Here is a 14108-nt window from a genome sequence, read left to right as displayed (position 1 = left end):
ACAAATTTCCGGAAGGTTCTTTCATGTCTTTTGAGCCAGACAAGATCGACTACAAGATTTTGCGCCTGTTGCAGCAAGATGGCCGCATGGGCAATGCGGAAATCGCCAAACAGGTCAATGTCAGTGCAGCGACCTGTCACCGCCGAACGCAAAAGCTGTTTGAAGAAGGCTATGTCAAAAACATCCGCGCGCAGATCGCCCCGGAAAAGGTCGACCGCGGGGCCTTGGTGATTGTTGGTGTGGTCTTGGATCGTTCAACACCGGAAAGCTTCGCCGAGTTTGAAGCAAACTGCCGCACCATGCCGTTCATTCTTGATTGCCATCTGGTAGCGGGTGACTTCGACTATTTTCTGAAAATCCGCGTGCGCGACATGGCCGATTTCAATCATCTGCACGGCGATCAACTGATCGCCCTGCCCGGCGTGCGCCAAACCCGAACCTTCTTTGTCATGAAGGAAGTCGTCGATAACGCGCCATTGCCGATTTGATTCCAAGTTAAATTGTAAAATCAGACAACAAGCGAACTTCGAGGCTTCTGCCAGATACTCTTTTTCTTGGCGAGCAAGGGTACAGCTGCGGCAAAGCAAAACTGGACGCTAGATCAGCAACAATTTTCGTACCATTTTGCAAATTAGCTAGCGAACTTACCGGAACTAAACTCTAGCCGTAAGTCACATTTTTCTTCTTCAGTATATTGAAGCACTTGACTGTGACAAATGCCCTCCAAATTCGGTCCAGATGTTAGCATGAATCGTCCCTTTTCGGCATAAAACATGGGATTTACTTCCGCGCGCACCGCATCTGCAAACCAGTTGGCTGCTTTGGTAGCTTGAACAACTAATAAATTACACTCGTCGACCCACTTATTGTATCGTTTCAAATCATCGTGATAATTGTCGTTAAACCCATTTGCCTTGTAAAATTTAATAGGGCGCAGGCCGTTATGGCGCTCCTCGCTGTTTTCGGAAAATGTCTGAGCGGCCGCATTCAGAGTGTTAGCGAAAACGCGAGCAGCGATTTGGAGTTCCTCAAACTCAACGCCCCACAACGTGGACTCTACTTTCTCATAGAACTTGTAGGCATTGTTTGGAGCCTCCTTATCCCATAGCGCGTCGGGACCTAAAGCCCAGCTAGTCCAGTCTTGCCAATTATCCAACCGACATAAAATCACTGCTTCATCAATCAAGCTGGTAACAGCAGTTTGCTTAGCAGAATGAATTAAATCTGCTTCAGAACTGAGAGTTTCACGTACCCACAACTCATGGCGCGATTTTGTTTGATACAAACGCTCAACCGGCCAATCTTCCTCGTTCTCGTCAATCTCTGTATGATGGGTCGGACAGAGTAAGATCAAGTTGTGGTAACAATTCCGCTCTTCAATTTCTAAAAGACTTTCTCCGCGAGCAGCTGTCTTTTTCTCCCCAACAATATGAGCTTGCTCACCTAACGTATACGATGCGGACACAGACTCCTTATCTGCACATAAGTCCCTCCTGCAAATTGCACACTTGCTCCCAGCCCGCCCCCAAAGAAGTTTGATATCTTTCTGACTAATCGCCATCAGTTTCCCACCTAAAATAACCTTGTAGCAAAGTCTTATAACATCTCATCTCAAGACACACATCGTTCCGGTTTTCACATTCAAAACTACAGCAAACTCTTGTCTCAACAAAAAAAGAGCAGCCTCATTAGAGACTGCTCCTCGAAAAAAATTCTGCTTTGCAGCATTAGTTCAAGTCGGGAAGCGCATCGTCACAAATTCCTCAGCCGCAGACGGATGCACCGCCACGGTCTGATCGAACTGCGCCTTGGTCGCGCCCATGCGGACCGCAATGCCAATGCCCTGAATGATCTCGGCCGCATCCGGGCCGACCATATGAGCACCAAGAACGACGTCGGTGGTTTTATCGACAATCAGCTTCATCAGCGTTTTTTCATCACGGCCCGAAAGCGTGTGGCGCATTGGCTTGAAGGTCGATTTGTAAATCACGACCTCACCACCCTTCGCACGCGCTTCTTCCTCTGAAAGGCCAACGGTACCAACCGGCGGCTGGCTGAAGACGGCGGTCGGGATCGCCTGATAGGTCATGTGCCACGGCTTGCCACCATAGATGCTATCGGCAAAGGACATGCCTTCCTTGATCGCGACCGGGGTCAGTTGCACACGGTCCGTCACATCGCCAACAGCATAGATGTTCTCAGCAGAGGTCTGAAGACCCTGATTGATTTTAACCGCCCCGCGATCATCAATTTCAACGCCAGCATTTTCCAAACCAAGTCCCGACGTATTGGGCGCGCGACCGGTGGCAAACATCACCTGATCGGCCTCCATGGTCGAACCGTCGGTCAGGGTCAGTGACAGGTTGCCGTCAGAAAGCTTTTCAATCGCCGTGACATTGGTCTTCACGCGAAGATCGATGCCCTTTTTAACGATCTCCTCGGCCAAATGGTTGCGGATGTCGTTATCAAAGCCGCGCAGGATTTGCTCGCTGCGATAAAGCTGAGTCACTTGTGAACCAAGACCGGCAAAGATGCCCGCGAACTCGACCGCGATGTAACCACCGCCAACAACGACAACGCGTTTTGGCAAGTCTTCAAGATAAAACGCCTCGTTCGAGGTGATGGCGTGCTCTGCCCCCGGGATATCGGGCTTGGTCGCATGACCACCAACCGCGATCAGGATGCGTTCGGCGGTCACTTCGCGATCACCAACGATCACGGTGTGGGCATCCTTAAATGTTGCGCGGTGCTCAAACAGCTCGACATTCGAGCCTGCCAGAAGCTTGTGATAGATACCGTTCAGGCGATCAATCTCGGCATCCTTGTTGGCGATCAGTGTTTTCCAGCTAAAGCTCGGTTCGCCCGGAAGCGTCCAGCCATAGGCAGATGCGTCTTCGAAATCCTCGGCAAAGTGCGCGCCATAGACCAGAAGCTTTTTCGGCACACAGCCACGGATGACACAGGTACCGCCAACGCGACTTTCTTCGGCGATGGCGACCTTTGCGCCATAGCCCGATGCCACACGCGCGGCACGCACGCCGCCCGATCCGGCACCGATCACAAACAGATCAAAATCATAGTCCGACATGCGGATATTCCTATTTTCATTCGTTGAGACGATATGGCGCCAAATGTAGGGCGATAATTCCCAAAGTCGAGGCAAAACCAAGCAAGTCGGGCGTAAAAATCGTGTGAGTTCGCGTGATCACGGCGTCAAACACAGAACTTCACCAACCTGAGATAGCTTTTCTAAACTTTCGCGCTATATGATGGAAAGACGCGATGGGGATTGCGACAACGACACAGGAATACCTCTATGAACGACCATATTCACGGTCAGGATGCGTCTTTTGACAATGCACCGCGCTACGCTGATGAGCGTGGCGGCAATACGGCCCTTGTCTGCTACGGGCTTATGATCGCAACCCTGTTTACCGCCTTTGCCACCGGTTTGATTGCGTTGATCGTTGCCTATATCGCGCGCGAAGATGACAATCACTGGACCAACAGCCACTATATTTTCATCGTCCGGACATTCTGGATCAGCATCTTCTATGCGATGATTTTGGGCCTGTTCACCTTCCTGATCGGCTGGATCCCGCTTCTGGGCTGGGCGATTGTTGGCTTGATGGGTCTTTACACCACCGCATGGTTTATCGGGCGTAATGTGATTGGCCTTTTGCGCGCACTGAACGGTCGTCCGATTGACGATCCGCGCAGCTGGTTCTTTGGTTAATCGCTGATTATTGCGGTGCAATCGGGACGAAGTCACTTTGTCCGATTGCACCGGACTCCCTCGCCCGTTAAAGTCGGTCCCAGGACAAATAAGTGACACGGACAGGGAGTCGCACCGCCATGACATTGGCGTCGCAACCCGGCGATAAAATGCGCTGGGAAAACCTTCTTTCATCGCATCGACTTGAATTCAGGGACGGCAAGGTTCGCCTGCCCGAAGGTGCCCCCTATCCCACCTCGGATGGCCGCAGCCCGTTTCAGATTGATGTGGATCGGGTGATTTTTTCATCATCCTTCCGTCGTCTGCAAAACAAGACGCAGGTTCATCCGCTTTCCGAAAATGACCACGTCCACACCCGCCTGACCCACACGATCGAGGTCGGCTCGGTCGGGCAATCTTTGGGTCTGATGGCAGGCGCCCATATTGTCAAAAACCTGCCCGCGGGATCTGAAACCACCGTGGCCGATATCGGCTATATGGTTCAGGCGGCCTGTCTCGCGCATGATATCGGCAACCCGCCGTTCGGGCATTCCGGCGAAGATGCCATCAATGAATGGTTCACCACATCACGCCTTGCCAAGGATGAGTTGACATCACGCCTTTCCGGCCCGGAGCTTGAAGACCTGCGCCATTTTGAAGGCAACGCCCAAGGCCTGCGGATCATCAGCCAGCTTGAAATGAAGCGCTTTGACGGTGGGCTTAACCTGACCTATGGCACACTTGGAAGTTTCATTAAATATCCGCGCAGTACGTCGGTGCCCGATGCCCGTCGCAAGGAATATACCGGCCTGAAAAAGCCCGGCTATTATCAGGCTGAACGCGACATCGCACAGGCCATCGCCAAGGTCTGCGGGCTTTCCCCGCTTGACGGTTTTGATGGCGCATGGCGACGCCATCCGCTGGTCTATCTGGTCGAGGCCGCGGATGACATTTGCTATTCGGTTGTCGATCTTGAAGATGGCTGGGAACTGGGCTGCGTCAGTTTCGAGGAAGTCGAACGCGCACTGGCCCCGATTGCCCGTCATCCGGACAAATATTCCGGTGATGCCGAACAACGCTGGAATGATCTACGGTCCGAGGGCTGGTATGCCGAGAAATCGGAAAATGACCGGATCGGCTTCCTGCGCGGCAAGGCGATTGGCAATCTGGTCAAGGCCGCTGTTGATGCCTTTATCGAACATGAAGACGCGCTTCTTGATGGCACGCTTCAGGGTGATCTTCTGGCCAACACACCGCTTGGCCCGCATGCCAAGGCGTGTAAAAAGCTCGCAGTCGAGAAGATCTATAACGCCCCGCATGTCCTGCCGATCGAAATGGCCGGGTTCGAGGTCATTAACGGCCTGCTCGATAGCTTTGTGCGTGCTGCCATTGATATCGACGAGCATAAAAATCACGACAAACGCCTGCCACCGCAGGCCGATCGGATTGACAAGCTTCTGTCTGGCAAGCTGTCAGAAGCACCCGATCTGTATAGCCGACTGATGCGGGTCATGGATTACATTTCGGGCATGACCGACCGCTATGCCGTGACCCTGTTCAGAAAGCTTCAGGGCATTACGATTTAAGCAAAAAACCCGGCCTGAAGGCCGGGTTTTTCGTTAAAGCGGATACGTTTAGATAATGTAGTGAATGCCGCACTCGGTCTTGTCCTGACCGGCCCAGCGGCCCGCACGGACATCGGTTGAGTTCGGATCAACGCGGTCAGTGCACGGCATGCAGCCAATTGACAGGAACCCTTCCGCCTGCAGCGGATGGCGCGGCAATGCACGGTGTTCAAAGATGTCTTCGATGTCCTGACGCTGATAACCTGCCAACGGGTTGATCTTGATCCGCGTACCTGCCGGTTCAATGACGGGCAACGCATCACGTTCACCACCGTGGAAGCGTTTACGACCGGTCAACCAGGCGTCATAGCCCTCAAGCGCACGCTGAAGCGGCTCCACCTTACGCAGGTAGCAGCATTTTGCAGTGTCGGACGCAAACAACATGCCGTTCGGGTCTTCGGCCTTAAGCTTTTCCTCGTCCGGGCGCATGATCCTGATATTGGTCAGACCCAGCTGATCCACGAGCTGTTCGCGGTATTTGTGGGTTTCACCAAACAGCTTGCGGGTATCAAGGAAAATCACCGGCAAGTTCGGATCAACTTCCGCGACCAGCGCTAAAAGCGCTGCGGCCTCGGTCCCGAAGGATGAGGTCATGGTCACGCGACCATTAAACTCTTCATGCACCATCGGTTCGATCAGCGATACACCCTGCAAATGGCCATACTGGTCCAGCAAGCGCGCCGCACGATCGGTCGCTTCTTCGACAGACATTGACCCACCGGTCAGAATGTCTTCTTCACGCATAACATTCATGGCAACCATCTCCGCCGATCGATGTACTCGTCGGTCTTTTGCAGCAGGGTCTGCATGTCAGCGCCGGCTGCTTTCCATTTTTCTCTCTCATCGGACAATTCGCGCAGGCGCTTGTCCCAGGTCGGTACCAGCCAATTTTCAATGGCACGTCGAATACGTCCGGCCAGTCGGGGGCTGTGGCCGTTGGTCGATACCGTAATCATCAGGTCACCGCGCAGAACCCGCGCTGGCGAAAAAAAATCACAGTATTCCTTTACGTCTTCGACATTGGCGATTGTGCCAACCGCCTTGGCAATGGCGGCCAGTTCAGCAGCCTTTTCTTCGCCAAGGTCGACAATGAACATGATTGATGCCGCATTGACATCGGCCGAATTCGGCAAATAGCGGTGCAGCCGATCACCGGCCTGATCAACCAGTTCTGGTATCGGGTGTTCTGAATAAACGGTGACGTATCTTGCCCCATCACCGTCAAACTGGCGCAAACGGTTCAGGGTTGCCTGACCGTTCCCGACCAATGCGACCGAAAGTCGCGTCAGGTCCAGATTGATGGGAAACATCGTCGATCCTTTAATGCGGGTTTCTCTCTGTTGTCCATGACTATGAGTGTGGAAATCAAAACATTCAATACATTTTTTATGTGTTTTATATTTATACCACACAATATTATGTGTTTTATATTTCAGTGTGAGGTGATCCACGCTGGCACGTTTGCGCGTAAAGCTTTTCCTGCAATTTTTCGAAAATCGCCCTATATTGGGCCAAATTTCAGCACACCGCGTGCCCCAAAAGACAACGACCAGAGAGCGTCCCGATGTCCAGCAGTGCCCACGCCACCCTGTCAGAACAACTCACCAGCCAACCGCAAGCCAACAAGAATGTCGCCATGTGGCTGTTTTCTTGTGCCGCACTTGTTTTCATTATGGTGGTGATCGGCGGTCTTACCCGCCTGACAGAGTCGGGTCTTTCAATCGTCGAATGGCGTCCCTTTACCGGGATCATTCCGCCAATGACAGATGCCCACTGGATGGAACTTTATCAGAAATACAGCCAGTATCCCGAATTCCAGAAGGTCAATGCCTGGATGTCGGTCGAGGATTTCAAATCCATCTTCTGGCTTGAATTCATCCACCGTCTTTGGGGGCGTCTGATCGGGATTGTGTTCTTTATCCCATTCGTCTGGTTCCTTGCCAAGAAGTCGATTGATGGCGCGACCAAGTGGAAGCTTTGGGGTCTGTTCATTCTCGGCGGCCTGCAGGGACTGATGGGCTGGTACATGGTGATGAGCGGCCTGGTCGATCGCCCGGATGTCAGCCAATACCGCCTGACGGCGCATTTTGGCCTGGCACTCGTGATCTTCATCGCCCTGCTTTGGGTTGGTCTGCAGCAGCTTTCACCGCGGACCGTTGGCACCAACGCATCCAAGCGCAGTTGGCAATTGCTTTGCCTGATCGTCTTTACCGCCCTTTCTGGCGGCTTCGTCGCCGGGCTTGATGCAGGCTATGCCTTTAACACCTTCCCCTTGATGGATGGGCAGCTGATCCCTGATGGCCTGTTTGTATTTGATCCGACCTGGCTTGCCCCGTTCGAAGACCATATGACCGTGCAGTGGGATCATCGCTGGCTGGCAAAGATTACCTTTGCTGCCGTGATCTTTTTCTGGTGGCGGGCTGGCAAATGGGATTTGAGTGCGGGGCAGCGCATGGCTACCCATCTGGTTTTGGCTGCGGCCTGCCTTCAGGTGGCGTTGGGGATCTCAACCCTTCTGAGCGTTATTTGGCTGCCGCTTGGTGTTGCCCATCAGGCCGGTGCTGTGGTGCTGGTTGGGACAGCGACCTACGCCGCCTACAAACTGCGCCGCGTGAATTAACGCTGATAAAAGCCTAAAACGATAAAGGGCAGCCGTACGCTGCCCTTTTTTCTGCCCGAAACGCCCGATCAATTATCGGCCTTATGCAGGGCCTTTTTGACCCGATGGGTCGCAATCCAGATCAGCGCCAGAACCACTGGCACAGCCACACCGGTCGCCACCCGATCATTGATCGGAACGCCTGCATCCTTCACCGCCTTAAACAGGTAGCCCAGAAGCCCGACGGCATAATACGTAATCGCCGCCACAGACAGGCCTTCAACGGTTTGTTGCAAGCGAAGCTGCAACTTCACGCGGCGATCCATACTGGCAAGCAAATCTCGGTTTTGCGCCTCAAGCAGGATATCAACCCGGGTGCGCAGAAGGTTATTGGCACGCGCAACACGTTTGGACAAAACCTCCAACCGGTCACCGATATTCTGACAGGTCCGCATGGCCGGGGCCAAACGGCGTTCCATGAACTCCGTGATTGTTTGAACGCCTTCGACACGTTCTTCGCGAAGTTCGGTCAGGCGGGCCTGAACAATTCGGTAATAGGCGCGCGCGGCACTGAACCGGTAATTAAGCGACGCTGCCATTTCTTCGGTCTGGGCGGCCAGATCGGTTAATTTGGACAGGGTTTCTTCGTCATTGGTTTGCGTCTTGCTTGCCATTTCGGCGGTGATTTCCGACAGACGCGTATCGATCTCGGACACCTTTGGCGTTGCGCAATGGGCCATCGGAAATGCCAGAAGTGCCATCATCCGGTAAACTTCGATTTCCTTGAGACGCTGCACCAGACGGCCAGCTTGAAGCTGCTCCATCCCCTGATCCTTGACCAGCATGCGGCCAAAACCATCCCCATGCAGACGAAAATCGGTCCAGACCTGTGCCGTACCGCCCAGAACTCGGCTGCCCGTCAGACCGTTATGATCAAACAGACGCGATATTTCATCCTCGGTCCGATCCGTTTTCTCAACCACGATATGAAGGCCAACCATCAACTGACCCGGCGTTTCGGAAAGCCAATCCTGTGGCACAAGATTGATCACCGGATCCTCGAACGGGTTATCAAACGGCTCCATGCGTTTGAACACATAGACCGTGAATTCTGCATGGCGCTCCCAAATCACCGAGAAACCATCACAGGCGGCCTCAAAATATTTCTGATCGGGTGCAGGGGGTGTCAGGCTAAAGCGTTTGCAGAAGGCGACGAAATGTTCGCGAACATCATCATCAAGCTCTTCACCGGCGTGAAAGGCGATGCAGGAACATCGCGTCGGGCTGGTAACACCGCCAAACGGGCGGGCATGAATTTCGTTATGAAGGGCAACACGCTGGGGATGTTCAACAAACATTGCCACGGGCTTTCATAATTGGCCATTGCGGTCTATATAAAACGCTCAGGGAAGGTTTTTGACCGGACCCTGACAGTACCTGTATAGACGAAAGTTCAATGTGACAGAAAGCCCTTAAAACGTAAGGGAAAATACTGTCACAACTGCTTTAAGTTTTCGGGGAAAATCATTTTCTCTGGCCGGAGTTTTCCGGCCCTCAAGGAGGTTCCATGACCGATCTTCGCACCACCGATAATCTGTTTTTCGCCAAGGGTGATCTTGATCGCGATCGGCTTGAAACGCAGGTCAATGATGCGCTTGGCGCGGCAGAAGACGGTGAACTTTTCCTTGAATACCGCCAGTCCGAAAGCCTTGTCTGGGATGATGGTCGCCTGCGCAGCGCAAACTTTGATACTGCTCAGGGCTTTGGCCTGCGTGCTGTTGCCGATGAAGCAACCGCCTTTTCGCATTCCAACGAACTTTCCAATGACGCGGTCGCGCGTGCTGCTGAAACCGTTAAGGCGGTTGGATCAGGCCGTTCGGGCAAGGTCGATCTCGGATCGATTGGCACCAACATCTCTCTTTATTCTGATGTGAACCCGCTGGGTGAAGCCACCTTTGAAGCAAAAGTCGATTTGCTTGCACAGATTGATGCTTATGCCCGGTCGCGCGATCCGCGCGTGGTGCAGGTTTCCGCATCCATTTCCGGCAACTGGCAGGCTGTTCAAATCTGGCGTTCGGGTGGTCAGCGTATTGGCGATATCCGCCCGTTGGTGCGCTTCAACGTCTCGGTCGTCGTTAAACAGGGCGATCGCATGGAAACAGGTTCACACGGTGAAGGTGGCCGCATCGGCTATGACGGTTTCTTTGACGAGAAAACCTGGAAGAAGGCGGTAGATGAATCCCTGCGTCAGGCAATTGTGAACCTTGATTCCGTTGCGGCACCAGCTGGTGAAATGACCGTGGTGCTTGGTCCGGGTTGGCCGGGCATTTTGCTCCACGAAGCCATCGGTCACGGGCTTGAGGGCGACTTTAACCGCAAAGGCACCTCGGCCTTTGCCGGTCTTTTGGGTCAGCGCATTGCATCCCCGGGTGTCACGGTTGTTGACGATGGCACGATCAATGATCGCCGCGGGTCGCTTTCAATCGATGACGAAGGCACGCCGACACAGCAAACCGTCCTGATCGAAGACGGCATCCTGAAGGGCTTTATGCAGGACCGGTTGAACGCGCGTCTGACCGGTGTGAAATCGACCGGCAATGGCCGTCGTCAATCCTATGCCCATGCCCCGATGCCACGCATGACCAACACCTATATGCTGGGCGGTGACAAGGAGCCGGAAGAAGTGCTGGCTTCGGTCAAAAAGGGCATCTACGCAGTCAACTTTGGCGGTGGTCAGGTCGACATTACGTCGGGCAAGTTCGTGTTCTCCGCATCAGAAGCTTACCTGATCGAAAACGGCAAACTTGGCGCACCGGTCAAGGGCGCAACCCTGATCGGCAATGGCCCCGATAGCCTGACCAAGGTTTCCATGATCGGCAATGACATGGCGCTTGATAACGGCATTGGCACTTGTGGCAAGGATGGTCAGGGTGTGCCGGTTGGCGTCGGGCAACCAACTCTTCGCATTGACGGGCTGACTGTTGGTGGAACTGCGGTTTAGAACAATACAACTTTGGGATAGAAACGATACTATTTTCAAATAGATAATCTATTCTCAAGTATACGAAACCTATCCGTCATTGCGGCTATTTACCCACCCACTGCATGGCTTACATCGCATCTCGATAGTCCATAATCTGTTGATATAGGATTCAATCAGATTATGGACTGCTGCGCCGCTTTGACAAAGAGCAGCTATTGAAACCCAGTTTCTAAAGACCGCCATGATCTGCGACATTTGGGGGATAAGCTTGAAACCGAGCAGATGGCGGCACAACAAGGCAGCAACTGCCCTGTTGGCGGCACTGGTGATGGGTGCTCCCAGCGCCTTCGCGCAACAAAGCGTGGATGTCCGGACGGACGAAGCCCGCCAGTTTTCAGAAGATTTTGACCGGCTAACAGACGTCACTGCACGTGCAAACTTGCTGCTGCGTACTGATGATGGCGGAGACATCACCTACGCAGACATCCTCGCAAACCCAGATGATGTTGTCCTGAATTTCCGGTGGGCCAAAGCCCAGCTGGCGCGCGGGGAAGTGCGCGGAGCATCAGCAACCCTTGAACGTATCTTGGTAATTGATCCTGATTTGGCGCCGGTGCGGTTGTATTACGCAATCGTGCTCTATCGGCTCGACAGCCTAGATGAAGCCCGTGCTCAGTTCGAACGCTTGAGCCAAATGAGCACCTCGCCTGAGGTCTCTGCAGACATTGACAAGTATCTCTCAGCGATTGAGCGTCGTCGTGAAAGGCTAAGACAGTCTGTAACACTCACTGTTGGCACCCAGATCGATAGTAACCGAAATGCCGCACCAAACGACAAGATACAACTCCTGACTGGCACACCGACGGCGGTCACATCAACATCTGACAAACCGCAGAACGACACAGCCTACATCGGCGCATTGCGTTATGACGTAAGCTATGACCTTGGTTACCAAGAAGGGCACGAACTGTTTGCCAGTGTCACAGGCTATGGCAGCGATCAGGTACAGTTAGACTCTCTTGATCTGGGATCGTTCTCAGTCGATCTTGGATCGCGCATCCGCGGCGGCTATTGGGTCCTGACGCCATATGCCAATCAAACGGTACAATCGCTCAGCAAAGAGAAATATCTGACATCCAGGTCAGGGCATCTTCGTCTTGACTGGAACCCAAGACCCTTCTTCAATCTGAACGGTGATGTCAGCTACGCTGATGAGCGATATCAAAATACAAGTGAGTCCACGGCACTTCGCCTTCATTCTGGCCAGCGATATGGAACGAGGGTTGGCGCAAACTATACCTGGACGCCCAACAATCGCACGACAATCAACTTCAGTGCGGGAAAAAAGGAAGCCGCGCGCAACTATTACAGTTATGACAGCTTGAGCACTGAGTTGATCCATGCTTATCTGTTTGGTGGGGGAAGTTACATAAGCGGAAGCATCCGCCACGGCATTGATCGTTATCGTGATCCAGACTCTTTGGTAACAGGCACAAAGCCCCAACACCGCATGGATCGTGCAACACGAACAAGATTGACCTATGGCGCACCACTTTCGCAGTTACTGCCATCGAATGTGTTTGGGGATAGCAAGACGGCAGATCAGATTTATAGCCTTTTGGCACCAATCAATTGGTCCATCACAGGGGAATATCTGAACACCAAATCGAACATTCCCAACTACGAATATCACAATGCGCGGGCGCAATTTTATCTTACCCGCCGATGGGAGTTCTAGTGATGCAGAACCAAGTAGCGACCACCACTTCGCAAGTTAAACTGATGCGCCGGATGCGCGACGTTGTTGGCGCAGCTGCTTTTGCGCTGACGATTATATTCGCCCAGCCCGCAACTGCGGAAGTCACGACTGAAATGGCTGGCGTCTCGGCTGCTGTTACTGGCAACGTTCAGCTTGCGAAGGCAAGCGGCGAAGTCGGTGTTCTGGTTGAAAGCGGAATGCCAGTGTATCTTGGGGATCGCATCACGACCTCTCCCAACTCGGGTATGCAGATTTTATTGCTTGATGAGACGGTGTTCACGATTGGCCCTGATAGCGACATCGCAATTGATGAGTTTGTCTACGATCCAGCGACGGGTGATGGACGCATTGTTGCTGATATGGCGCGTGGGGTTATGCGCTTTGTGACTGGTAAAATCCCGCTGAACAACCCGTCAAGCATGGACATCAACCTTCCTGTGGGTTCAATCGGCATCCGCGGGACAATCGGATTAATTCGTTCGGTATCAGCTGAACAAGCCAATCAAATTGTGCCGGGGGCCTTTGACATATCGACACCCGAAGCTGCTAGCCAACAAGTCTTTATGGCAATCAACCAGGGCCCGGGCCTTCAGCGAAATGATACAACGTCGCGGCCCGGCGCATTTGCGGTGAACGATAATCTCGGTAACAGCCAAAACGTGACAGGTGAAAATTTTGGCGTGTTTGTAAGCACCAACATTGTCACGACACCAACCCGCTTCCCCGAAGACATCTCGACATTCGACTTTTCTACCAAGCTCGTCCGTACAGCAGCACGCAGCAGTGATGGCTCCAATACTAATGGGACCGGGACGGGAACGACGAGCCCGCAAACCACCACGCTCTCGTCAAGCCAGGCACAACAAGCCAATACCCAGACCGGCTCTACCATGGCAGGCAGCCTCGACGTTGCATTGGCTCAAGTTGGTTCGACGCATGCGTCGTCAAGTGTCAGCGAGATCACCCAGATTGTTGGAAACGTTGATAGCACAACGAGTAGTTCCGACGATCCCTTTACCTATGATGGCTTGCGTCAAATCTCGACAGGGTCTGCTACGACCGGCACAATCAGTGTTGATGGCTCAAATGTCGATTATAGCTTTAGCTCCACTATTGATTTCGCAAACAGAACCATAGCAATTCAATTTTCAAACGTAACCCAAACGGGTTCGGGTCTTACCGGCAAGGCTGGGATATTGGATGGCAGCTATAGCCCCACCACCTTTGACTATACTAGTTCGAGCGGCAATGTAGAGTTCGCGAGCAGCGATTTCACTTATGACCCGAACTGCGCGACACTTGGTTGTAGTGCAACGGCGACATTTAGTGACGCGTACAACGTAGAGTTCAACCTTTCCACGACGACGTATTCGTCTGGCACGGACGGTAGCGCAACTTTGAATTAGGTCGGGTTTAGCAAGCAACCA

The 14108-nt window shown here is 53.0% G+C and carries 12 protein-coding genes; 7 read left to right on the top strand and 5 right to left on the bottom strand.

The genetic code is table 11. The features are described 5' to 3' along the window. The first annotated feature begins 23 nt into the window (after positions 1-23). Entirely contained in the window at positions 24-488 is a 465-nt protein-coding gene (locus ACMZ66_RS09945; protein ID WP_416936903.1) for an Lrp/AsnC family transcriptional regulator, read from the top strand. 143 nt (positions 489-631) lie between these two features. On the opposite strand, the gene ACMZ66_RS09940 is transcribed toward ACMZ66_RS09945, so the two are convergent. Together ACMZ66_RS09940 and gor are read right to left on the bottom strand one after the other, a co-directional pair. After that, positions 632-1561 (bottom strand): HNH endonuclease, encoded by a 930-nt coding sequence (locus tag ACMZ66_RS09940; protein WP_416936901.1) that lies wholly within the window; start codon positions 1559-1561, stop codon positions 632-634. A gap of 171 nt (positions 1562-1732) precedes the next feature. Continuing rightward, complete coding sequence (gene gor, locus ACMZ66_RS09935; protein ID WP_416936899.1) at positions 1733-3088, bottom strand: glutathione-disulfide reductase; 1356 nt, start codon at positions 3086-3088, stop codon at positions 1733-1735. A 228-nt stretch (positions 3089-3316) separates the two neighbouring features. Here gor and ACMZ66_RS09930 point away from each other — a divergent pair, with 228 nt between their 5' ends. After that, a complete protein-coding gene (locus ACMZ66_RS09930; RefSeq protein WP_416936898.1) occupies positions 3317-3736 on the top strand; it encodes a DUF4870 family protein in 420 nt (139 codons plus the stop codon). 92 nt (positions 3737-3828) lie between these two features. Further along, on the top strand, positions 3829-5301 hold the full coding sequence (locus tag ACMZ66_RS09925; protein WP_416936896.1) for a deoxyguanosinetriphosphate triphosphohydrolase: 1473 nt from the start codon (positions 3829-3831) through the stop codon (positions 5299-5301). A 48-nt stretch (positions 5302-5349) separates the two neighbouring features. Here ACMZ66_RS09925 and ACMZ66_RS09920 read toward each other — a convergent pair whose 3' ends face one another. Then, a complete protein-coding gene (locus tag ACMZ66_RS09920) occupies positions 5350-6093 on the bottom strand; it encodes a phosphoadenylyl-sulfate reductase (protein ID WP_416936894.1) in 744 nt (247 codons plus the stop codon). Further along, a complete protein-coding gene (locus tag ACMZ66_RS09915; protein WP_416936892.1) occupies positions 6090-6791 on the bottom strand; it encodes a precorrin-2 dehydrogenase/sirohydrochlorin ferrochelatase family protein in 702 nt (233 codons plus the stop codon). Before ACMZ66_RS09915 ends, ACMZ66_RS09920 begins: the two co-directional genes overlap by 4 nt. 113 nt (positions 6792-6904) lie before the next feature. Here ACMZ66_RS09915 and ACMZ66_RS09910 point away from each other — a divergent pair, with 113 nt between their 5' ends. After that, positions 6905-7960 (top strand): COX15/CtaA family protein, encoded by a 1056-nt coding sequence (locus tag ACMZ66_RS09910; protein WP_416936890.1) that lies wholly within the window; start codon positions 6905-6907, stop codon positions 7958-7960. 68 nt (positions 7961-8028) lie between these two features. Here the strand turns inward: ACMZ66_RS09910 and ACMZ66_RS09905 are convergent, their stop codons facing one another. Continuing rightward, complete coding sequence (locus ACMZ66_RS09905; protein ID WP_416937210.1) at positions 8029-9297, bottom strand: DUF3422 family protein; 1269 nt, start codon at positions 9295-9297, stop codon at positions 8029-8031. Positions 9298-9506: 209 nt separating this feature from the next. Between ACMZ66_RS09905 and tldD the strand changes: the two genes are divergently transcribed. The 3 genes from tldD to ACMZ66_RS09890 all read left to right on the top strand — a co-directional run bounded on the left by tldD (position 9507) and on the right by ACMZ66_RS09890 (position 14087). After that, positions 9507-10940, top strand: a complete 1434-nt coding sequence (gene tldD / locus ACMZ66_RS09900) for a metalloprotease TldD (protein WP_416936888.1) — start codon at positions 9507-9509, stop codon at positions 10938-10940. 223 nt (positions 10941-11163) lie between these two features. Further along, positions 11164-12660: a tetratricopeptide repeat protein gene (locus ACMZ66_RS09895; RefSeq protein WP_416936886.1), complete on the top strand. Its 1497-nt coding sequence runs from the start codon at positions 11164-11166 to the stop codon at positions 12658-12660. 2 nt (positions 12661-12662) lie between these two features. After that, positions 12663-14087 carry a FecR family protein gene (locus ACMZ66_RS09890; RefSeq protein WP_416936884.1) on the top strand — a complete coding sequence of 475 codons (1425 nt, stop codon included), beginning with the start codon at positions 12663-12665 and terminating at the stop codon, positions 14085-14087. Positions 14088-14108: the final 21 nt, after the last annotated feature.

Source organism: Thalassospira sp. (assembly GCF_048059015.1).
Classification (GTDB): Bacteria; Pseudomonadota; Alphaproteobacteria; order Rhodospirillales; family Thalassospiraceae; genus Thalassospira.
Note: the sequence above shows the minus strand (reverse complement) of the source record. Positions and strands in the feature narration are given on the sequence as shown.